Genomic DNA, 20,909 nt, shown 5'->3' on the forward strand with positions numbered 1-20,909 from the left:
TCCGCTCGACTTGCATGTATTAGGCACGCCGCCAGCGTTCGTCCTGAGCCAGGATCAAACTCTCCGAAGAAAATTTGTGACTCAATTTGTTGCTGACTTCAAAAATTTAAAACGTTTGGTACGCTTTTGGTTTTGTTTAGTTTTCAAAGATCATTTGCTTCAAGCGAAGCTTTATTAATATAACAAATCGCCGTTTTAAAGTCAAGCGTTATTTTCACTTTTCTTTTTTCAGGCTGTGTTGCTTTTTCGCGGCAACGAATAATAATATACCACGCTGAAATGCCCTTTGCAATAGCTTTTTTCATATTTTATTAAAAAACATTTTGAACAAGAAAAACGTGCTGAATTCATCTGAAATCCAGCACGTCATTTTATATAGATTAAGTATGAAGAACATCAAGTAAATTCCGTTTAAGTAAAGCAAATTCAGATGATGTAAAAAGCTCATCTGAGCGCGGCCGGCTAAATTCAACATTAACTACTTCTATAATACGTCCCGGCCTTGGTGAAAAAATATAGATCTTATCAGACAGAAAAATCGCTTCATCTATATCATGAGTAATGAAAACAACTGTCTGCTCCGTTTCCTCGCAGATGCGAATAAACCACTTTTGCAGCTCAAGCCGGGTCATTGCATCCAGCTTGCCAAACGGTTCATCTAATAAGAGGAGTTCTTTATTATTCAAAAAAGCCCTAAGAAAATTAGCCCTCTGTCTCATACCGCCAGATAGCATAAAAGGATAATGATCTTCAAACCCAGCAAGGCCGAACTTAAGGAAGAGGCCGCGTGCTTTTTCACGCGCATCCGCTTTACCGTTCCCTTGTACCTCTAATGGAAGAATAACATTATCCAAAACAGTTCTCCATGGAAATAAAACATCACTTTGGGGCATATAGCCGACAAGACCTGTTTTATTTGTAATGTCTTCTCCGTTATAATGCACTGATCCTCCGGAAGGTTTATTAATTCCTGCAATAATGTCTAATAGCGTGCTTTTACCGCAGCCGCTTGGACCAATAATGCTTACGAATTCCCCTTTTCTAACAGTCAGGTCTGTCGGAAGCACAACTTTCAGATTATCTGAATAAGTTTTGCTGAGTTGAGAAAGAATAAGCATCCTGTTATTCCTTATCTTCAGGGAGAAACTCATTTGTAAAAGCTTCACTCGGGGTAATGTTCTCTTCAATCAGCTTTCGCTCATGCATCCAATCAGCATATCTTTTCCAGACTTCTTCTTCTTGTACACCCCATTGCTTAGCATCTCCCTGATATTTATCGCTGAGCCATACTTGGCTTTTCTTTACTAATTCAGCATTAATCTCAGGCACATTTGTAATCAGGATTTCCGCTGCTTCCTCTGGTTCTTCAATCGCAAATTGATAACCTTTTGAAGTTGCTGTCATGAAGGATTGGACCGTTTCCTTTTCTTTTGCGATTTTCGATTCGCTTGTCGCAATAACTGGTGTGTAATAGTTTAAAGCTGGATCAAGATCTTTTAAATAAATGTAATTTAATTCGATTCCCTGCCGTTCGGCTTCAATACCATCCCAGCCCTGAAATATCCATTGGAAATCTGTATCGCGTCCGATCGATTTAAAGAAGTCTGTTGCACCAAGCGTGATATAATCCACTTTTTCAAAATCAGCATCTGATTTATCCATCACAGCTTTGATAACAGCTTCTTCTGTTGGGGAACCCCATCCTCCATATCTTTTTCCTTCAAAATCTTTTGGAGACATTATGTTTTCTTCTTTTAAAGAAGCGAATGCAGATGTATTTTCCTGAATGATTGCAGCTATCGACACAATTGGAACACCTGTTGATCTAGCGTGTGTAATATTCTCCTGGTAGCTGATGGCGAAATCAGCTTCCCCTGCAGCAACGATTTGATCGGCACTGACTCCCTCGCCTGGTTCTACGATTTCGACATCAAGACCTTCTTCTTCATAGAAGCCTTTCTCTTTTGCTGCATAAATACCTGTGTGATTTGTGTTAGGAAACCAATCAAGCATGATTTTCACTTTTTTCAATTCATCTTTAGATGTATTTTCCGCAGAGCTGCACCCTGAAATGATGAACATTAAGCTAAATAGAGTGAATACAAGTTTCTTCATTTTTTCTTCCCCCGTGCTAATTAGAATACTTATCCTGTTTATATTTCCATGGCATCATGACTCTTGCCAGTAATTCAATGATTGCGAATATGATTAAACTTAGTCCTACAATTAAGATGATTGTTGCAAATACTTTTTCTGTTAAAAAGGACTGGGAAGATCGCGTTAAAAGAATGCCAAGACCCTGACTCGCACCCAGCCATTCTCCGATAACCGCTCCCATGACACTGTATGTTCCCGCTATTTTTAACCCAGAAAAAAAGAAAGGTGTTGCAGCTGGAAGCTTTAATTTCAAAAACATTTGTCTGCGGCTCGCTCCAAGTGTTTTCATGAGCTTTACCATATCCCTGTCGACTAAACGGAAACCGTCAGAAAGATTGATGGCTATCGGAAAGAAACAGACAAGTGCTACGACAATCACTTTAGGAAAAATTCCGAAACCAAACCAAATAATAAGCAACGGAGCCAGCGCAATAATTGGGATAGTTTGCGAAAGAACAAGCAGCGGTTCAATTGATTTTCGCACCAAGTCAGATGCGTCTATTAAAATAGCAATCAGTACGCCTGCCGTTATAGCTATAAGCAAACCGAGCACCGCTTCTGTCATCGTCTGCATGGTATGCCCTGCTATCGTTCCTCTCATCTCTGCGAGCGTCATAAAAATAGCTGAAGGGCGCGGCAGGATCCACTTTTCTATCTTTGTGACGATAACAGCAATTTCCCACAAAAAAAGGAATGCCAGCAGCACAAATCCCGGCAGTGCCACTCCAGAAACAGATTTAATCACGGTATTTTTTAAGTTTTTCATCCATCGTGACTCCTTCATTTGGACGGTAATGGATCTTCATATGTGTCATCACCTCTGTAGCACCAGCTGAAATGCAGGCATCCTGCGCTTTCTTCACGATTTCAATCAGTTCATCAAGCTCCCCTTCCATCACAGTCTCCATTGCGCCAACCTCGTATTTGACACCTGACTGCTGAACCACTTCAATCGCTTTGTCTACAATCTCATATGTATTGCCTCGTGATGATTTAGGCAGCACTTGAAATGCTAGATTTACACTGGCCATTTGTTATCCCCCTCTTTTATCTTCTAATATATGAATTACTGATCTAACGACAAAAAAGGCTGCCACTAGGGCAGCCTTAACGCATTCGCAAAGTTCTGGAAAAATAACGCTTTTTCCTCAATCCCTCCGCTGGCATTACCCAGATCAGGTTAAAGGGTCGATACAAGAATCAGTATCCTCTCAGCCAAGTTCACTCAGCTCCCCTGCATATATTCGATTCATTGTGACTATAGCAACATTTAACAAGCTTGTAAAGATGGCGGATTAGCATTTCCATTATTTTCTGAAAAAAATATGAATTTATCCTTGTCGAATTTTGCAACATCCTGTATAGTAGTCTCTAAATCATATATTGCATTTGACCACTTGGGGAGCCATTCGGCTGAGAGTGAACGTATTGTTCAGACCCATAGAACCTGTTTAGTTAGAGCTGACGTAGGGATGTGGCGATGGATTCAAGTGATAACCCAACCAAAGCAGTGCGTGGAAACCATCCGACATTCCCCGCATTGCTTTTTATTATGGAAAAAACAGCCCCGGTCAGATGCTGGAAAAGGGGTATACATGATGCAAACAAATACGCGGCTTGTCTTTTTAGTAGAGGTTGCTATCCTTGGTGCAATTGCATTTTTGCTTGATTTACTAACAAGCTACATTGGAAAAATGCCGCAGGGCGGATCCATTTCGCTTGCGATGGTTCCTGTCTTGATTATGGGTTTCCGTCATGGAATAAAAGGCGGATTGCTGACAGGATTCTTACTCGGACTCCTTCAGACAATTATGGGCTATACGACAATCGTTCACCCTGTACAAGGTTTCCTTGACTACTTTGTTGCATTTACAGTTGTGGGTGCCGGCGGCATATTTTATAAACAAGTACAGAACGCAATCAATCCTCTTAACAAAGGACGCTTGATTGCATATGTTGCAGCAGCGGCCTTTCTCGGAAGCTTGCTGAGATTCGCAGCTCATACAATAGCTGGAGCAGTTTTCTTTGCCGAATTTGCCGGAGATAAGCCTGTGCTCATCTACTCTGCGGCTTATAATGCTTCTTACATGGTTCCTACTTTTATTATTTGTTCCATTATACTTGTACTCATGCTGACTACTTCTAAATCATTAATTTTAAAAAGAAAATAGATTCTATTTTAATACACCGTTCTTTTTCGGTATTTTTTATCATAATCTCTCATTTTCCAGCATGTAATAGGAGTAGTAGAGTTCACTTATGGAGGACATATTATGAATCTATCCTACTTATTAATGCTAGTTACACTTTTATTGTCGCTCATTCACTTTATTTACGGTTATATTGAAGCGATCAGAATTAGCAATGAAGACGGTCCTGTCAACGGCTGGTCTGTGATTTTTTCATTTCCGCTCGGATTTGTTTTCGCTTACTTTGCTACGATGTTTCATCAGCAGATTCTGCCTCATTAAAATAAAGAAACGCGACACAGTCACGTTTCTTTTTTCATTACTTCTATTAAACGATTTACATACGGATCCAATTCCTGAAAAGAGTATCCTGCTTCAGCAGCCTTTGACACATCGAGCGTCCAATCACCAGGCAATCCATAAGGTGAAGCATTTTCCTTCGTAATCTCTTGTGTCAAAATCACATTTTTCCCGACTGCATCTTCGATTTTGCCAAGCAATTGATTTAATGAGAGACTTTTTTCAAAAGCCACATTGTATGCACCTGTTAATGCGTTTCTTCCAGCCGCATACAGAAATCCTGCTGCGTCCTCCGATGACGTATAGCTATAAAAATAGCCAGGTTCTTTGATTCCAATCTGCTCCCCATTTTTCACTTTTTTCACATGAAATAAAAATCGTTCGGTATAATCATCGGTTCCTATAACTAAAGCTGGCCTTACCGCAGTAATCGGCACATCAGCATTCTGAAAAAGATAAGCTTCCGCACTGCGCTTTGCTTCCTGGTATCCTGCCATACCTTTATAGTCCTTGCGCTCGTTAAAAGAAGGTTCATACGAAAATGGATCAAAATCCTCTTCCGTTCGCCCTCTCCCAAATTCATAAACGGCCATTGTAGATGTAAAGATATAGTGCTTTATTTTACCATGCAGCGCTTCATATGAAGATTTAGCCTCAAGCGGTGAAAAGCAGGATTGATCATAGACGGCATCCCACTCTTTTTCATGAAATGCAGTCTGCATTGATTCTTTATTTTCGCGATCAATGATCAGGCGCAGGACCTTATCACCAAAGTCATCGGGCGTTACGCCTCTTGTTGCAATCGTAACTTCCACGCCATGTTCCAGCAGTTTTTGAACAAGCCGTTTTCCGAAAAATTGAGTTCCTCCAAGAATTAATGCACTCTTCACAGTGATCCCTCTTTCAATTTGAATTCAGACCTTTTCCTTTAAAACAGCAGCAAGCTTCTGCAGATCCCTCCATCCTAAAGCTGTTTCCTGATGATCCTCCCCTTCTATCGTATAAACATCTTCTGCCACCTTTTCTGGTAAAAAACGTTCGTAAAAGCCTTTCGAAGGATTTGCATTCATTACCCATAGCAGCATAGATTGATGGTTCTGCTTAATGAGCCCTTCTGCAGCAGCCAGCACAAGCTTCCGTCCGATGCCTGATCCCTGTACTTCTTTTAAAAGGTAAATTGCATATAATTCTCCATCAAAATCAAATTCCTTCGTCCGTTCTGGTCCGAAGCTGACAAACCCTACAATCCTGCCATTTGTATCTTCTGCAACAACTACTGAATCTGGACTTGCAGAAGCCCAGAGCCTTTCTCTGCTTTCATATGTCATTTTTTCTAAAAAAGATTCCGCTACAATTCCTTTATACGTCGTTCTCCAGCTATCCACATGAACAACCGCGATTTGTTTCGCGTCCTCTTGTGCTGCTATCCTGATCGAATATTCCATATTTTTCACTCTCCTACATGAAAATTCGACAGAAACGATATAATTCCTACTCTTAAAAGGACTTTCTATTCAATAAGAAGAATATCTTAAAAGACTACTTAACATTCGGAGGCTCACACTTGAAAATACTTCTGCATCTTTTTTTAACGATTTTATATATCATCCTTTTTACCGGCATGTTTTTCGGTCTATTCCTCTTTTTAAATATTCGCGACAGCTTTATTGCGGGTGCCATCATTACCATTTTGCTGATCGCTATGTTTGTCTATTCCATTTATCAAATTATCAATCGCAGACAAAGGAATCTTCTTTTCTTAAAAGGTCTTTCAGGTTCGATTTTTTTGTCGATCACAAGCATCTGTCTGTTCATTTCTTTATTTTTTGTAGGGCTTATGAATGTGATGATCACTCATTTCAACGATCAGACATTAGGTCCCCTTGAAAAATTTGAACTTCAGGTTAATGCATATCTCCCAGTTGACCCTTATGCGGAGCATAAAAAAACCGCTGAAAGGAAAGAGATTGATCATTTAAATGTCTTTTATTCCCCAGAACAAAAAAGGGATATAAAGCTTGTAGAGAATGAATTTGAAGAAGCCCGGCAAATAAGCGAGCGTTTGTTTGGAGAGATTGAGGATAAACCGATTGACTTAATTTTGCTTAATGAATCCCCGGACTCGCTTAAGGATTTAGACTATGTTGATTACTTGGGGTTTTATGATCCAATCAAAGAAACAATGGGAGTCATTATTCCAGAAGATGCTGATATCTCGTCTCCGCTTATGGTACAGACGTTCTACCATGAATATGCCCATTACTTTTTTGATCAGGCTTTAGCAAAAGAAAAAATAGACATCATAAAGATTCCGATCTGGTTCAATGAAGGTGTGGCTGAATATGCGGGCTATAATGGCTACGTTCCGCAGATTCCTTTAACAGAGATTACTCCTTTTGACAAATTAAAAATTTCTCCCAACTGGACGAAGGCATTGGAAGATAACGCTGATGTGTATACCCAAAGCTACTATGCTGTTCAGATTCTGACAGATGAATTCGGGGAAGGAATCATTATGGATCTGCTGAAAGAAACAAAGAAAACAGGCAGCTTCGAGGAGGCTTTAATAAAGAAAACTGACTACACATACAAAGCTCTAGAGCGGAAAATCATGGAGAAACATTAGAAAAGCGCAATGCCCGTTTAGCGCAGGCATGACAAAAAAGAATCCGGCAGAAAAGCCGGTTTTGACTTTTCCAGCGGATTTTTTCTGGACGAGGAGCTGGGCGATTCCGCTCGCAATCATTGTGCAAAATTTTATACTTTTTTATAATGCCTGTTCACTAGAAATCTCAGCAACTTCTTTCTTTTCAAAAAGAAAGAGCAGCACTCCTGCGATAATGATGGCACCGCCTATCATTTGTGTCAGGATGACCGTTTCCTCCAGAAAATAATAAGCAAGAATAATTGATCCAACTGGCTCAAATAAAATGGCGACTGAAATCACGTTCGTTGAAATCCACTTCAAGGACCAGTTAAACAGCGAGTGACCAAGCAAAGTCGGAACAATTGCAAGCAGCAGGAAGTAGAGCCAATCCTGCCCTGGATAACCGGTGAGCGGATAGTTTAAGAAAACACAGTACAAGAATAGCGTCACAGAGCTGGCTGCATAAACGATAAATGTATAAAGTGTCAGAGTATGGCGTTTTCTTACCCCTTGGCCAAAAAGCAAATAAGCGGTAACCATGCCACAGGCAGCAAGCGCAAGAAAGTCTCCGAACAACGCAAGTCCGCTGATCTGGAAATCTCCCCAGCTGATTACAACACTGCCGGCGATGGCGAGCAATGCGCTGAGGATAGCCCGCAGTGAAACCTTTTCTTTGAAAAAGAAGTAGGTCCCTATAAATGCGAACAATGGCTGCAATGTAACCAGGACTACAGAGCTCGCTACAGAGGTGTAGTTAAGCGATTCAAACCAGAGAATAAAATGAAACGCAAGCAGCACACCAGCTACTATCGAAAAGCTCCAGTCTTTTCTCGTTAATGTTTTTAAGTGCGGCAATGATTTTGCCAAAAAAAGAGGCATAACAATCAGTGTCGAGAAAAATAAGCGATAAAAAGCAATGACCGGCGCAGGTGCAGAGGTCAATTTTACGAAGATGGCAGACGTCGATACCGCAGCGACTCCAATGGCAAGTGCAAGATATGGATAAAAATTAGTTTTGTTCATGATGGTTCCCCTTCTAAATATGTGTCTTCTCTATTATACTGCAACTTCATCCGCATATTTTAGAGAATAATAGTTTTTCAAATTTTCTAATAATAGTTTATAATGAAAGCGTAACCAATCTTTTTGTACAGGGAGGTCCTATGCAGCCATTAAAAAATGTAACAATCGGCAACTTATTGAAAGAAACGGTTTCAAAATACGGAAGTCAGGATGCAGTGGTGTATTCAAAGGAAAACATCCGCTTTTCGTATGATGAATTTTATGACGAAACAACAAAGCTCGCAAAAGCGTTAATGGGTCTTGGCGTGAAAAAGGGAGAAAACCTGGCTATATGGGCTACTAATGTTCCAGAATGGCTGCTGCTGCAATTTGCATCAGCACGCATAGGCGCTGTGCTCGTCACTGTCAACACAAGCTATCAAAGCAGTGAACTTGAGTATTTGCTGAAGCAATCAGATTCCACCACTCTTTTTTTAATCGATGGCTTTAAAGGAACATCCTATGTCGACATTGTCCGCTCTATCACGAATTCAGCATCTGCTGAAAAATACATACAAACTGAAGCTTTGCCCCACTTAAAAAACCTCATTTACATAGGAAATCAGAATGCACCCGAAGAGATGTACACCTGGAATGAGCTGTTGAATCACGGATCAAAAATTACAGATGAAGAGCTTGCTGAAAGAGAGAGCCTCTTAACGCCTGAGGGGGTCATCAATATGCAGTACACCTCAGGCACAACAGGTTTTCCTAAGGGTGTTATGCTGACTCACCATAACATTGTCAACAACGGTTTCCTTGTTGCAAGCTCTATGAATTTAACCAATCAGGATCGATTATGCATCCCTGTTCCGTTCTTTCATTGCTTCGGATGCGTACTTGGAGTTATGGCGTGCGTATCTGTCGGGGCTGCGATGGTTCCAATCATCGAGTTCGATCCAGACCTTGTTCTCCAAACAGTCGAAAAAGAAAAATGCACCGGACTGCACGGAGTTCCGACGATGTTTATTGCCGAGCTGAACTCTCCAAACTTTAAAAACTATGATCTATCCACATTAAGAACGGGAATCATGGCTGGATCAACCTGTCCGATTGAAGTCATGAAAAAAGTGATCAATGAAATGGGAATGTCAGAGGTAACCATTGCTTACGGCCAAACTGAATCGTCCCCTGTCATCACACAAACCACAGTGACAGACTCGATTGAACGCAAGGTAGAAACCAAACCGTCGGCAAAGCCCATCCTCACGTTGAGGTGAAAATCATTGATCCGCTGACAGGAGAAGAAGCAGCACCTGGTGTTCAAGGTGAACTTTGCACAAGAGGCTACCTTGTCATGAAAGGCTATTACAAAATGCCTGAAGCAACAGAGGAAGCGATTGATAAAGAGGGCTGGCTGCATACCGGAGACTTGGCCACAATGGATGAGCATGGCTATGTCATCATTACCGGACGCCTGAAAGACATGATCATCCGAGGCGGCGAAAACGTCTATCCGCGCGAAATTGAAGAATTCCTCTATCGCCATGAAGAGATCATGGACGTACAAGTTATTGGCGTTCCAGATGAAAGATACGGTGAAAAAGTAGCTGCCTGCATTGTTCCAAAAGAAGGCGTCACCTTAACAGCGGAAGACATTAAAGCGTTCTGCAAAGGACAGCTTTCCCACTATAAAATTCCTGAATATTATTATTTCGTAAAAGATTACCCGATGACGGCATCCGGTAAAATACAAAAATATAAGCTTAGAGAACAAGTCAAAACCCATTTAACACAAGAGATCACAGGCAAAAGCTAATAAGAGAACTTTATCAGCCACTTTGATAGAATAAAAAAGAAGGGAGCGATGAAGATGCTAGTACATTCACAAGCAGTACGCGCAGAATTAGTAAACGAAGTACAAAACATGACAGATGAGCAGCTCAATCAGAAACCTTCTCAGGACGTATGGAGCCCCGCCCAAATCCTTCAACACCTCTACTTAATGGAACGTGTCATTATAGGAGGAATCAAACAAGTCCTCATGTCAGGGGAAAAACGGGAGGCAACAGAAAAACCGCTGGAACTGGTGATTGACCGTTCCCGGAAAGTCCCTGCACCTGAAAACCTGAAGCCCGGAGATGGACCTTTTCAAAAAGAAACACTCCTATCAAAACTGGAAGAATCACGCCGAGAACTCATCAACTTTGCAGAAACAGCGCCAGAACATATGTTAAACGAACAAGCAATGAAGCATCCCCACCTTGGCGACCTTTCCTTAAAGCAATGGGTTGAATTCATCGGCTATCACGAAAAAAGACACTTGCTGCAAATAACAGAAGTGAAAAGCGCAACTTATTAAGAAGTGAGAGGGTGTTCCTCTCGCTTTTTCATTTTCAGCTAGAAAATATGCAGTATACTGATGTAAATAAGTAAGATTTTAGGAGGGAGACGTTTATGTTCAATACAGGAGATGTGATCTTTCAAATCTTCATGTTTGCATTTGTTTTATTCCTGGTAGTTGGAGGATTTCTTGTTGTAAAAGCGGTGGCTAGTCAAAGCAAACGATCGAAACGGCTGGAGGAGAAAATGGATCAGATCTTAGAGCAGCGGAATGAGAGGTAGAGAAAGCGAAGGAATGATTCCCTGCGCTTTCTTTTTTGATGTGCTGACCACTATGTAAATCAGCCAATTTTATAAAAATAATCTACCAGCAATACCATTTTTTCCAAATATCCCACGATTCTTTTGGTATATGATTTTCAATGTAATCTTCCCAATCTTTTTTGCTGTACTTCTTCCATCCCCATCCCCACCAAAATTTCGTCCAGCACCAGTAATATTTACCGTCATATTTAATGGTATTGGTTTGATAAGTATTCGTCTGATAATTGCCCGAATCATAATTATGATCGTTGTTGCCAAAGAAAAAAGAAAAAAGAGAGTCTAGAAACGAATCAAACGAATTTTGCTGAGAGTAGTTATATCCTGATGTTGCAAGCGCCGAAGTAGGGACAGTAAGTAAAGTGATAAGCAAACCTATGATGGCAAGACTTTTAATTTTCTTCAAAAATTCACCTCCTTTATAGTGAATTACTAACGTTCTCATTATAGCACAAAATATTTTCTATTGAGAACGACTTAGGAGTATTTTCCTCAAGACTGCATGGTCCTGTTTGACTATATCCGATTTCCATATGTTAGTAGGAAATACAACCCAATAATGTTATAATTTTATAGAAGATAGAATCAATTGGCCATAATGAGGGCAATCGAAATCAATAACTGACAAGGTGGTCAAAAAATGAAACGATGGCTAAATATCATCGGCATCACACTCGCAGGCTTGGCGGCAGTCGGTATGATCGGACTTACGATTGCGTTCGGAACCATGTTCTTTTTAGAAAAAGATTACACAGAAGAGAAAAAACAAGAAGACAACGAACCAGCTGTAACAGAGACTGCTGCTGATACAGCCGCTGCGGTAACTGTTAAAGACTACGGCAATATCGAAAAACCGGAATATCAAAACGCAGGAGAGTTTATCAAAGACTTTCACAAATTCTACAACGACACTACCGGCTGGGACCGAATCGAAAACTTAAACATGGCCGATCAAGAAGCCCGCGCTTCCGCTGCCAAAGGATATGCCGAATACTTCATCCCGCTTGTTGAAGAACAAGCTCTCAAGAATGACCTTCAAGTCATTATCCGTCATTCGGAAAGTGTTATAAATGGAAATGGGGAAACTGTTCAAACCCTTCATCGCTATTTTCATGATCTGGATATCGTGATAAATGGGTATGTCCATGAGGACTTTTTTGGGGTAGTGGAGAGTAAGTGATGGCAGAAAAATAGAGAATTGGCAGAGATTAAGGGTATGGAATTGTAATCAGATTGTAAAGAGCATAGCAATTCCATTCGCTAGGAGCTTAGGTACAGATAAAATGGGCCAATTCTTTTAGGATTGGTTTTTTAATTTACATAGTAAAATCATTTCTCTATATTTTTTGCTTTTGCCTGATAAATCCTATTGCATGTAAAGGCTTGAGGAAGTATAATTTAAAATATCGCAATTGAAAAAGCTGTTTAATTGCCATATTAACTTTATTCCGGGGCATTAGCTCAGCTGGGAGAGCGCTACGCTGGCAGCGTAGAGGTCATCGGTTCGATCCCGTTATGCTCCATCTCGCGTTAAATCAACGTTTTTACAACGTAATATGTTCGGCAGCGTTACGGTACTAATTCCGACAGCGCAGCGCCCTCTTGTACGGTGACATTATCGTATAGGAGGGCGTTTTTATTTTGCATTCGGAAAACAGGCGCGGAAAGCGCGTTAAAACTGATCGCGTAGTTAAAGGTACGCGGAAGAATATATATTCGATATCTTCGTTATTAGACAAGGCTTATCACGCGAAAAAGGCGGAAGGATTGGCGGAAGGAACGCTATTCAGATATAAACATTCTCATGCGCTATTATTGGAGTTCTTATCGCAAAATGACGTTAGTGATGTCCGTGATTTATCGCTAGACCTTTGCCGCGAATTCGTTACTTGGCTCCTGGAGGAGCGCGTTAAAAATGACGGCCACAAGTTTAAGCCGGAATCAGCAAAAACCAACGGAGTGTCTCCTCGATATGCAAACGATATTATTAAGACGTTGAAAACATCATTCAGCGTGCTTGTAGCGGATGAATTAATCACAGGGAATCCGTTTGAAAAGGTTAAAGCGGTAAAGCAGCCAGAGAAATTAATCGAGGTACTTTCGGTAGATGAATTGAAACGGTTATTAGGCGCAATTGACCGCAGAGATTATGCTTCATTTCGTGATTATGTAGTTATAAACGTTATTTTAGATACGTTATGCCGCGTCGGAGAGATCCTGTCTTTGCGAATATCGGACGTCGATATTTCACGGAAAGAAGTCGTAATTCAATCGCAGAACACTAAAACGCGCAAAGGTCGCATCTTACCGATACAACCAAGAACTGCGCGATTGATAAGCGAACTAATGGAGGAAGTATCCGAGTTTGAGAGCGATTATATCTTTCTCGCTAATTACGGCGAGCCATTAACGACTAATAATTTTCGCAAAAGGTTGTTAGAGCATGCGAAGAAAGCCGGCATTAAGAAACGTGTTCATCCACATCTATTGCGCCATACTGCAGCGACTCTCTACTTAGAAGCAGGCGGTAACTTACGATATCTTCAGGCGCTTTTAGGGCACACGGATCAGCGAATGACTTCACGATATACGCATATTTCTCGAGCATCTATCGCGGACAATCACAATCAATACTCTCCGCTAAATCAAGTAATCGGAAATCTAAATAAACCGCGGAAAACAAAGCGATAACATATGGACGTCTTCGGGCGTCTTTATTTATATCTTCCCGTATAATCCCACTTACCCGACTTAATCTTCTCGAGATTATCCGTTATCAGCTGGCGCAGTTCTTCCGGGAAAGTCTCATCGTCTAATCGTTTTAACGGAACCTGCCACATTCCTCCCCGCGAAAAATCCATCGCCTGTACAACGATATCTAAATTACCGTGAATGTCCGATTTCTTTTGCGTCAACATTATCGCGAAACTCAACGCAATCACCTCCGTATAACCATAATAAATGAACGCACGTTCGGTATACAAGAAATAAAAAAAAGCTCATCTTATTAGACAAGCTTCTCAATTCAATTTAAGTAAAAGAGTAAGTTGATGGTTGAGGATTTTGTATTTGTGATGAAAACTCACGTAGTTCGTTAATATTTTTTGATTCCTCGAAATTATATGCGAATTCTTCTTGGTAATTGTATTGGGATAAAGTTTCCTCTAACTTTTTAAAAACGATTTCAAATTCTTTTTCAATCATGTCCATTCCTCCCATATTATCATTTATTATACAATACGTTTACCCGTTTGTGCTTCGATATCAACCCTAGCCTTAGATAAAGGTATTCTGTTGTCACATTTTTGACATAATAATACATCATTTTGTGGGAACAGGGTTGCTCCAGGTTCTAAAGGTTGAGGCGCTTCTAAGTTTGCTTGAATAAGATACATTGTTTTACATTGTGGGCACTGAACATCAAATGAAGCTGTATTGAAATCTTTTGGTACATTATTAGGAGGCTGAGGCTCAGCAGTATTATTATTAATTGATTTATATATTTGCGAGTCCTTTGTCTCAAAAATTTTATAGATATTTGTATCTAATGACATTTTCAATAAAGTATAATACCTTCTAATCGCATCAGCTAATTCATTATTCTTTGAATAATCGTTAATCTTTAACTTCATATCCTCTAAATCGTTAATTTTTAATGATCTACCGTGCGTTAGCCAGCGACTATGATTACCTAATTGTAAGGCAATTTCCTCAGCTCTTTGTAATTTTTCATCATCTGTCACTGGTAATCCTGTTGTACTATGCTTATTCCAGTTTTTAAATTTATATTCAACTAACCACTCTTTTACCAAATCTTTAGCAAAATTCATTGCATTTTTGGCACTTTGGAGATCACCAGGAGAAACACCCTGCAGTATCGGTATGTATGCTTTGTTTAACACACCGGTTCTCTCTACTTCAGTTTTAATTTCATCCATTCCTTTTAGAAATGCATCTGCGGAATAAACTCTTCCTTCCCTAGATAGCTGTGCATCGATTGGCCCCAACGCCGAAGCAGGCTCCATTAAAATTTCATTACATGACATAGCAATAATAGTACCGGCACTTTTAGTCCATCCAGGTACAATTACAGAGATATCATCGTATTTTGCCCGCAACAATTTTACAATATCTTCTGCGACTTCTCCAGACCCACCGGGAGTCTCTATAATAATGTCTAATGCATCTCCATTTAAATTAGAAAGTTGATCATTTATTGCGAGAAGATCATCAAATGATATTGATATTTGTGCATCACCTTTATTGTAATCTGCTGCATAAACTAGGACATCCCTGTTACCTCTTAACTGAGAAATTCTTCTTAATTGATTCTTTCTTTCAATTGTTAACTGGTTAAAGTTAGCGAAAGTACTATCTAAATATTCTGAATATATACCCATATTATACCCTCCTTCAGGTAAATATTTCTATACCCATTTACATTCTCCTTCTTTTTTCATATTTTTTAGAAAAAATTACTAATAAAGTTATAACTTCTTGCCTATTAATATCAAAGCCCAGCCGAAGCCAGACGTTTTCCCTCTTAAACCGTTGTCCTAATTACGCATTCATAACGGTTAGTCTCGCCAATCCCTTTTTCGTCAATCGCGATAATCGTGTAAAGCTTTCCTTTACGTTCTATAGAAGTTACCGCGGATATATCTACTTCGGAATCAACCTTCATTTTTACGTCATCTTGCTGCAGTTCTACTCCGCCAATTACGGAACGGTCTCCGTTAGATACGGAAGAAAACTCTTTCCAAATGACATCAGCAGGCGTCCGGATAATTACCGGTGTTCCAGGTTCGCCTGTCCACGGATCCGGTTCGCCAGGGATTGTCGTAACAAGCGTTACTGTTTCCGTGCGATTCTGCTTTATTTCTGTTCGATCACTTTTCATTAATGCGATATCGTCTTTTGTTAACACGTGTACACCTCCGTATTTAAAATTAAAAAGAGCCCTCGCGATGAGAGCTCCGATTGTTATTGCTAAGTACATATATCAGGATGGATTTTCATAATTCATCTTGATTCTTTACGACAATTTCATTAGGATCAATATCTTTATTCTTTTTATCTAAAACCCTTTTGGTGATAAATACCGCTATGATTATTCCTAATATAAACAAGATAACAGACAATAAAATCGGAGCTAAAATTAGATGCATTAATTCCACACCAATCTTTAATTTGTTAAAATTATCTTCTGTTATTTAATAGTTTTTATACAAATTTATAAAAGAGCCTCCGAAATGGGAAGCTCGCAATGGGTTTATCGATGTTACGGGAACTGGCTAGGAACCCGCATCGCATCGAAGGTTATTATTTATTATTTTAAAATATGTCTTCCTTCTGCTACGGACGTTTTTTCAATAATACCGAATTTCATCGCATCAAGCGCTTCTTTCTGGAAAATGCCGTGAAGCTGTTTATCTCCGGCAGTATAGAAAAGATTAATCTCAGGCGCGTATGGTAATTTATCTGTACCATACATCGTATTTAATTCGTTCTGAACACCGGTAACTAGCTTATGTGCTTCGTTTCCGACTTCATGATACGCAACCAACGAAAGTAAGTATTCGTATTTAGCTTCTTCTACTCGCTTCGCTGCAGCGTCAACGTTTTCGTTAATGTGTGATTGTGCTTCCTGGATTGCTTTATCAACGGATTCACGCAATAGCTTTGTTGAGTTCTTCGAAAATTCCTCAGAGATATATTTTTGACGATCGGCCATAGATTCTAACTCCTTCTCTAACCCCTCGATTTTCGTACGTAGCTTAACTTCCGCAGCTCTATTCACATCCGACGGGTCTGCAATAAGCGCTCCGACCAGTTCGTGAAGTTCTCCCTTACCTTGCGCGATTTCTGATTCGATTTTTTCTTTTAGTTGCTCAATACGTGCGGTTTGCTCATGTACTTTAACTGCCTCCGCTTTAGTGTCGTTGATTAGTTTCGTTAGTTGAGTTGATTTTTTAATAGTCATTGTTTAATAATCCCCTTTTTGTTTGTTTTTTTGTTTTATATAAAAAAGACGCTAGTTAGTTAGCGTCCTCTGATTCTGCTTCTTGCGCTGCGAAAAAAGCATCCGGATCATTTGCCTGCGCGGATACTTCGCGGCCAAAGTTCTGTTTTACTGACTCTAATACGGTATAGTTAAACACGCGTGAATTTGACATGTTCTCGGCTGATTCTAAGACCTGGCGAGCTTCCTTCTGCGCATCCGATAAGAATCCTTCGCTAAGTTTTTCGTAAGTTCCGGATAATTCGTGTTTAATCGCTGCGCCCTGAGTACCTTGAACACTCGAAATGAGTGGTGATATGATGCCTGCAAAATCCTGCTTAAATTGATTCGCGAAATATGGATCAGATAGGCTGTCGGCAAATCCTTTTACGAGGTCTTTCGCTGATTCCGGCTTCATACTGAGCATGACTTTCGTTCTTAAATCCTCGACTTGCTCTTTGTATTTTGCAATCGACTTCTCATCTGGGGCTTTTACCGGAGCATCCATTATCTTTGCGGCTGCTTCTTTCGCCTTTGCGAGTTCTAATTGATACTCAACTTTAATCTGTTTTGATAACTTCATAAGGTCTTCTTGAAAATCTTTTTTCGCTTCTCTAATGAGTAATGCTTTTCCATCATCTGAATATTTTTTGTCATTTCTGATGCTCGCAATTTCTTTTTCCATCGCTTTCAATAACTCTGAATACTTTGCCGTAGATCCGCCTAAAATGTCATGTGCCTTTTGAATGTTTTCTCTCATAATAAATCTCTCCCTTTTTTATAGTAAGTTTTCTTCAATATCCGTATGTTCTCCGCGTTTCCACGCGTCTTGTGCCAACCCTCTCGCGCCTTTACAACTTGAACCACTGGCCGCATATATTTCTATGTTGGTGTAATGCCGGTACCATGATTTCCTACCCCCGACACTTCGATCAGCGACTTTTATTCTCGCAATCTCACCGTCATTTAACATCTCCCGAATCTTAAACACGTAAAAAACGCAGACATCGCGCCTGCTCCAATTTCCGCAATTATAAGAACCGATAAAAGTTACTTCGCCATCATCGTTAAGTCTCTCAATTCCCACGCCTGTTATGCCGTCTTTACGGTAAACACCTACGCGAAATCTAATCATAGGCTGTCTCCGGTTAACCTTTTGGCACCGTTACCAGTACTAGCTTTACGTTTTTTCATACGTTTTGCCTCCGCTTCAGCTTCGATTTCTTCTTGCGTTAAATTGAGTGATTCGAAAAGGTGTCTTGCCCAGCCGATGCCGTCCGCTGGCCTCTTACGCCTAATTAAGTCGCGGTCCGGTCTTAACTGCTGATTCTTTTTGTGTCCCATCGGCTTCATCCCCTTGAAATAATACGGCTATACGTTTTCCGTTTTCTTTATAAACTTCCGCAATAACTGAATATCCTGGCGAATGTTCGAGTCTGTGTATGTCGTAAGCTTTATCTACGTAAATCATCCGGTTCTCTTCTTTTCTGCCATATATTCGTGGTACTCAGCGACTAACTCCGCTTCAACCTCTTCGGTTGTTCTCTTAGTGAAATACGCGATGTGTTTAATCACGCTTGGCAAGTAGTAATAATCAAATCTTCCGTATTCATGGTAAAACGCTACGATCGGTTTATCGCGTTTTTTAGCGTTGCACGACCGGCAACTAATAAGAAGATTTGAAATGTGATTACGTCCGCCTTGAGATAGTGGTCGTATGTGTTCCAATTGTAATGTTCCAGTCTCTTCCGACTCTTCCACGCCGCAATAATAGCAACTACCTTCAACCGCATCGAATAATTGAGCGACTTCTTCTTTAGTAATCTCGATTTCTATTCCGTATTTCGGATATTTTTCTTTTAATCTGCCGAAAGCTTTATATGCTTTATTATTTGCGGCCGATTTGCACTCCCGACAACGATTAGTGCGACCGTCTTCACTTTTAACGCGTGAGTCCTTTTCGAACTCATACCGTGGCTTTTCTTTTTTACATACGCGGCAAGTTGACATCATCGTTTCTCACCGCCTTTTAAAATGACATCCACTTTAGTGTTAATGCTTTTAATTTGTTGTAATAATAAGTCAAGCTCGCTGACTGTCTCCTTCATCCCTCATCCATCCCCCATCATTTTTGTTTAGTTCAACCCTAGCTCTGTTTGAATCTGCTTGATTACTTTTTTAATCTCGACGTTCGCGTAATAGTCTGCAGCCTTTAACTCTCCAAGCACGCGTAGAAAGTCAATAAGCTGTTCTGTGCGGTTTTTCTCCTCCATCCTCATCCATCCCCCTTCCGTTTTTATGTAGCGTCCCTCCGCATCGGAGCATCATCGAGACATAAAAAATAGCCTTCCATTACGGATAGGCTTGATTTAATCGTTAAATTGTCGCTTGGATTCTTCGTATATTTGAGTAGCTTTTCGTATAGATTCGATTATCTCCGGTTGTAATTTAAGTCCTTCGATTAATTTCCTCTGAAAATTCGTAGTGATAGGACGGCTTCCTGTTTCAACCGCGGCAATTATCGGCTGTGACAGGCGCGTTGCCTCCGCTAGTCTTGCTTGTGTCATGTTATTGAAGAAACGACGTATTTCCCTAACTTCATCGGCTTGGATCCGCATAGCGTAATCTCCTTTACTCGTAATAATTTATTACATAAATACAAATAAGCTCACTTCAATCCGCTAGGCATACAGATCGAAGCAAGCCATTTAATTTCCTTGTTCCCCTTATACCTTTTTACTGCGGCTAAACTGCCTCTCTTCCATTGTACGGAACTACTCGTTTAGGCTTCCGTTTGCCCCCTAGAATTTCATCGCGTTGCTTTGCTGCGGAAATTACTTCGATTTTCTCAGCGCAATAAGATACTTCCGGCTTCCATGATTGCTTTAGCATCTCGTACTCATCTAGCCAGAACGGATATTCAAGCCAGTAAACGTAATTTTCCTCGCGTTTAGTCTTCTTTTTCGGACTCAATAGCGCTTCATCTGCCTTTTTCATGCGTCGTTTCTCCGTGTCTTGGTCGATTTTACAAGCGCGAGAACATGTCCGGCTGTTATTCGGCTTAGTCTGATCGCGGTAAAAGTAATTACAGTGACCACAGCGCTTGATACGCTTATCACTTACGTCATGTAGCTCGCCATTTAACAGGCTGCCGATAATAGGTAACGCTTCGTCTATCGTTAGTCCATCCGTAAATTGTTGCGCAAAAAGTACAGCGCCTTCCCCCGGTTGCTTAAATTCCATCTCTCATTTCCCCCATCATCCATCATTCATAATTTAGTACCTACTACTAATTATCTACATTGTAATTATTATAAATAAGGATAGTTCGCAGCAGATTGATTCGGCACATTATCGCCAGCGTCAAAAATGCGCTAATTTACCCCTACGTGAAATTCCTGCGTTTTTAAAGCCGTAGAGCCGTTTTAAGCCCTGTCGGCTGTCTTAGTATTCCCTCGCGATTAAAACGCCTGTACGAGCCTCCTACGCGCTTACAGCGCCGTGTACACGCTAGACTAAGAGAACAACGCGGAAAAGTATGCGGTAATCGTCTCAGAATCATCGTCAGACGCGCTAGAACGACCGTTAAGCTATCGTTACGCTTTCGGGTACTATTCGCTGCTATCCTTGCGTGCTATATCGTTAACTAGACCGTTATTAAACCGTTTTTTATTCAAAAGATTTAAACCCTTGCGTCTCTTTCACATTCGTTCAAGAGCCGCGCCTATATCTTTTATTACTTCCTTTGCGCAAGAAATTAAGAGTAATAAGGGTTTTTGACTTAGTTATCGCGATTCACGAACTTTGTGAAGCGCAATCTTTAGATCTTAATCTTTAAATCTTTTTCTTTTAAAAGAAAGTTCAAAATCTTTTAAGGGTATCACAAGTAATTACGAAAGTCAATACTCTTTTTAAAAATTATTTATATTATTTTTCGCTAAAACTTCCG

Annotated in this window: 29 protein-coding genes, 1 tRNA gene, 1 rRNA gene, 1 pseudogene and 2 riboswitches; of the genes and pseudogenes, 9 read left to right on the forward strand and 23 right to left on the reverse strand. The window is 40.3% G+C overall.

Annotated features, from left to right (window positions below):
* From CYJ36_RS19995 to CYJ36_RS20015, 6 genes are all read right to left on the reverse strand, one after another.
* Positions 1–70, reverse strand: a 16S ribosomal RNA gene (locus CYJ36_RS19995); the annotation flags it as partial.
* Between the two features lie 73 nt (positions 71–143).
* Positions 144–305: a hypothetical protein gene (locus tag CYJ36_RS23895; RefSeq protein WP_180850499.1), complete on the reverse strand. Its 162-nt coding sequence runs from the start codon at positions 303–305 to the stop codon at positions 144–146.
* A gap of 75 nt (positions 306–380) precedes the next feature.
* The gene (locus CYJ36_RS20000; RefSeq protein ID WP_101569034.1) at positions 381–1,118 is read right to left on the reverse strand and encodes an ABC transporter ATP-binding protein; all 738 of its coding nucleotides are present in this window, start codon (positions 1,116–1,118) and stop codon (positions 381–383) included.
* Positions 1,119–1,122: 4 nt separating this feature from the next.
* On the reverse strand, positions 1,123–2,115 hold the full coding sequence (locus CYJ36_RS20005; RefSeq protein WP_101569035.1) for an ABC transporter substrate-binding protein: 993 nt from the start codon (positions 2,113–2,115) through the stop codon (positions 1,123–1,125).
* 16 nt (positions 2,116–2,131) lie between these two features.
* Positions 2,132–2,923 carry an ABC transporter permease gene (locus tag CYJ36_RS20010; protein ID WP_101569036.1) on the reverse strand — a complete coding sequence of 264 codons (792 nt, stop codon included), beginning with the start codon at positions 2,921–2,923 and terminating at the stop codon, positions 2,132–2,134.
* Positions 2,895–3,188, reverse strand: a complete 294-nt coding sequence (locus CYJ36_RS20015; protein ID WP_101569037.1) for an MTH1187 family thiamine-binding protein — start codon at positions 3,186–3,188, stop codon at positions 2,895–2,897. The genes CYJ36_RS20010 and CYJ36_RS20015 overlap by 29 nt, the downstream gene beginning before the upstream one ends.
* Before the next feature lie 104 nt (positions 3,189–3,292).
* Positions 3,293–3,403, reverse strand: a riboswitch (TPP riboswitch).
* 142 nt (positions 3,404–3,545) lie between these two features.
* Positions 3,546–3,647: riboswitch (TPP riboswitch) on the forward strand.
* Positions 3,648–3,755: 108 nt separating this feature from the next.
* Between CYJ36_RS20015 and thiT the strand changes: the two genes are divergently transcribed.
* Both thiT and CYJ36_RS20025 read left to right on the forward strand, forming a co-directional pair.
* Positions 3,756–4,328, forward strand: coding sequence for an energy-coupled thiamine transporter ThiT (gene thiT, locus CYJ36_RS20020; RefSeq protein WP_257962564.1), 573 nt, complete (start codon positions 3,756–3,758; stop codon positions 4,326–4,328).
* Between the two features lie 102 nt (positions 4,329–4,430).
* Positions 4,431–4,628 (forward strand): hypothetical protein, encoded by a 198-nt coding sequence (locus CYJ36_RS20025; RefSeq protein WP_101569039.1) that lies wholly within the window; start codon positions 4,431–4,433, stop codon positions 4,626–4,628.
* A gap of 20 nt (positions 4,629–4,648) precedes the next feature.
* On the opposite strand, the gene CYJ36_RS20030 is transcribed toward CYJ36_RS20025, so the two are convergent.
* Both CYJ36_RS20030 and CYJ36_RS20035 read right to left on the reverse strand, forming a co-directional pair.
* On the reverse strand, positions 4,649–5,536 hold the full coding sequence (locus tag CYJ36_RS20030) for an NAD-dependent epimerase/dehydratase family protein (RefSeq protein ID WP_180850501.1): 888 nt from the start codon (positions 5,534–5,536) through the stop codon (positions 4,649–4,651).
* A gap of 24 nt (positions 5,537–5,560) precedes the next feature.
* Positions 5,561–6,091 (reverse strand): GNAT family N-acetyltransferase, encoded by a 531-nt coding sequence (locus CYJ36_RS20035; RefSeq protein WP_101569041.1) that lies wholly within the window; start codon positions 6,089–6,091, stop codon positions 5,561–5,563.
* Between the two features lie 119 nt (positions 6,092–6,210).
* On the opposite strand from CYJ36_RS20035, the gene CYJ36_RS20040 reads away from it, so the two are divergent.
* Positions 6,211–7,272, forward strand: coding sequence for a hypothetical protein (locus CYJ36_RS20040; RefSeq protein ID WP_101569042.1), 1,062 nt, complete (start codon positions 6,211–6,213; stop codon positions 7,270–7,272).
* Between the two features lie 141 nt (positions 7,273–7,413).
* Here the strand turns inward: CYJ36_RS20040 and CYJ36_RS20045 are convergent, their stop codons facing one another.
* Positions 7,414–8,316 carry a DMT family transporter gene (locus CYJ36_RS20045; RefSeq protein WP_101569043.1) on the reverse strand — a complete coding sequence of 301 codons (903 nt, stop codon included), beginning with the start codon at positions 8,314–8,316 and terminating at the stop codon, positions 7,414–7,416.
* Positions 8,317–8,456: 140 nt separating this feature from the next.
* On the opposite strand from CYJ36_RS20045, the pseudogene CYJ36_RS20050 reads away from it, so the two are divergent.
* From CYJ36_RS20050 to CYJ36_RS23435, 3 genes and pseudogenes are all read left to right on the forward strand, one after another.
* Positions 8,457–10,114 (forward strand): annotated as a pseudogene (locus tag CYJ36_RS20050) (AMP-binding protein).
* A 48-nt stretch (positions 10,115–10,162) separates the two neighbouring features.
* Positions 10,163–10,657, forward strand: coding sequence for a DinB family protein (locus CYJ36_RS20055; protein ID WP_101569044.1), 495 nt, complete (start codon positions 10,163–10,165; stop codon positions 10,655–10,657).
* Positions 10,658–10,752: 95 nt separating this feature from the next.
* Positions 10,753–10,920, forward strand: coding sequence for a DUF4083 family protein (locus CYJ36_RS23435; protein WP_142382728.1), 168 nt, complete (start codon positions 10,753–10,755; stop codon positions 10,918–10,920).
* 82 nt (positions 10,921–11,002) lie between these two features.
* On the opposite strand, the gene CYJ36_RS20060 is transcribed toward CYJ36_RS23435, so the two are convergent.
* Positions 11,003–11,365 (reverse strand): hypothetical protein, encoded by a 363-nt coding sequence (locus tag CYJ36_RS20060; protein WP_101569045.1) that lies wholly within the window; start codon positions 11,363–11,365, stop codon positions 11,003–11,005.
* Between the two features lie 234 nt (positions 11,366–11,599).
* Between CYJ36_RS20060 and CYJ36_RS20065 the strand changes: the two genes are divergently transcribed.
* The 3 genes from CYJ36_RS20065 to CYJ36_RS20075 all read left to right on the forward strand — a co-directional run bounded on the left by CYJ36_RS20065 (position 11,600) and on the right by CYJ36_RS20075 (position 13,650).
* Positions 11,600–12,139 carry a hypothetical protein gene (locus tag CYJ36_RS20065; RefSeq protein ID WP_101569046.1) on the forward strand — a complete coding sequence of 180 codons (540 nt, stop codon included), beginning with the start codon at positions 11,600–11,602 and terminating at the stop codon, positions 12,137–12,139.
* A 270-nt stretch (positions 12,140–12,409) separates the two neighbouring features.
* Positions 12,410–12,482 (forward strand) — tRNA-Ala (locus tag CYJ36_RS20070).
* Between the two features lie 118 nt (positions 12,483–12,600).
* On the forward strand, positions 12,601–13,650 hold the full coding sequence (locus tag CYJ36_RS20075) for a tyrosine-type recombinase/integrase (protein WP_101569047.1): 1,050 nt from the start codon (positions 12,601–12,603) through the stop codon (positions 13,648–13,650).
* Between the two features lie 23 nt (positions 13,651–13,673).
* Here CYJ36_RS20075 and CYJ36_RS20080 read toward each other — a convergent pair whose 3' ends face one another.
* The 13 genes from CYJ36_RS20080 to CYJ36_RS20125 form a co-directional block, all read right to left on the reverse strand.
* Complete coding sequence (locus tag CYJ36_RS20080) at positions 13,674–13,892, reverse strand: hypothetical protein (RefSeq protein ID WP_101569048.1); 219 nt, start codon at positions 13,890–13,892, stop codon at positions 13,674–13,676.
* Between the two features lie 97 nt (positions 13,893–13,989).
* A complete protein-coding gene (locus tag CYJ36_RS23900) occupies positions 13,990–14,163 on the reverse strand; it encodes a hypothetical protein (RefSeq protein ID WP_180850503.1) in 174 nt (57 codons plus the stop codon).
* 26 nt (positions 14,164–14,189) lie between these two features.
* Positions 14,190–15,359 (reverse strand): SDH family Clp fold serine proteinase, encoded by a 1,170-nt coding sequence (locus tag CYJ36_RS20085; protein WP_101569049.1) that lies wholly within the window; start codon positions 15,357–15,359, stop codon positions 14,190–14,192.
* A gap of 143 nt (positions 15,360–15,502) precedes the next feature.
* Entirely contained in the window at positions 15,503–15,958 is a 456-nt protein-coding gene (locus CYJ36_RS20090) for a hypothetical protein (protein WP_219621138.1), read from the reverse strand.
* A gap of 16 nt (positions 15,959–15,974) precedes the next feature.
* Positions 15,975–16,136 (reverse strand): hypothetical protein, encoded by a 162-nt coding sequence (locus tag CYJ36_RS24165; RefSeq protein WP_219621139.1) that lies wholly within the window; start codon positions 16,134–16,136, stop codon positions 15,975–15,977.
* A gap of 152 nt (positions 16,137–16,288) precedes the next feature.
* Positions 16,289–16,942, reverse strand: coding sequence for a hypothetical protein (locus CYJ36_RS20095; protein ID WP_101569051.1), 654 nt, complete (start codon positions 16,940–16,942; stop codon positions 16,289–16,291).
* Between the two features lie 55 nt (positions 16,943–16,997).
* Complete coding sequence (locus CYJ36_RS20100; RefSeq protein WP_101569052.1) at positions 16,998–17,720, reverse strand: hypothetical protein; 723 nt, start codon at positions 17,718–17,720, stop codon at positions 16,998–17,000.
* Between the two features lie 18 nt (positions 17,721–17,738).
* Positions 17,739–18,095, reverse strand: a complete 357-nt coding sequence (locus CYJ36_RS20105) for a hypothetical protein (protein WP_101569053.1) — start codon at positions 18,093–18,095, stop codon at positions 17,739–17,741.
* Positions 18,092–18,313, reverse strand: coding sequence for a hypothetical protein (locus CYJ36_RS20110; protein WP_142382729.1), 222 nt, complete (start codon positions 18,311–18,313; stop codon positions 18,092–18,094). Before CYJ36_RS20110 ends, CYJ36_RS20105 begins: the two co-directional genes overlap by 4 nt.
* 114 nt (positions 18,314–18,427) lie before the next feature.
* Positions 18,428–18,973: an HNH endonuclease gene (locus tag CYJ36_RS20115; protein ID WP_101569055.1), complete on the reverse strand. Its 546-nt coding sequence runs from the start codon at positions 18,971–18,973 to the stop codon at positions 18,428–18,430.
* Positions 18,974–19,095: 122 nt separating this feature from the next.
* Positions 19,096–19,239, reverse strand: a complete 144-nt coding sequence (locus tag CYJ36_RS23905; protein WP_180850505.1) for a hypothetical protein — start codon at positions 19,237–19,239, stop codon at positions 19,096–19,098.
* 90 nt (positions 19,240–19,329) lie between these two features.
* The gene (locus CYJ36_RS20120) at positions 19,330–19,578 is read right to left on the reverse strand and encodes a helix-turn-helix domain-containing protein (RefSeq protein ID WP_101569056.1); all 249 of its coding nucleotides are present in this window, start codon (positions 19,576–19,578) and stop codon (positions 19,330–19,332) included.
* Positions 19,579–19,705: 127 nt separating this feature from the next.
* Complete coding sequence (locus CYJ36_RS20125) at positions 19,706–20,203, reverse strand: hypothetical protein (protein WP_101569057.1); 498 nt, start codon at positions 20,201–20,203, stop codon at positions 19,706–19,708.
* Between the last annotated feature and the right edge of the window lie 706 nt (positions 20,204–20,909).

Origin of the sequence: Bacillus sp. UMB0893 (genome assembly GCF_002858905.1) — a bacterium.
Taxonomy (GTDB): Bacteria; Bacillota; Bacilli; order Bacillales; family Bacillaceae; genus Bacillus_P.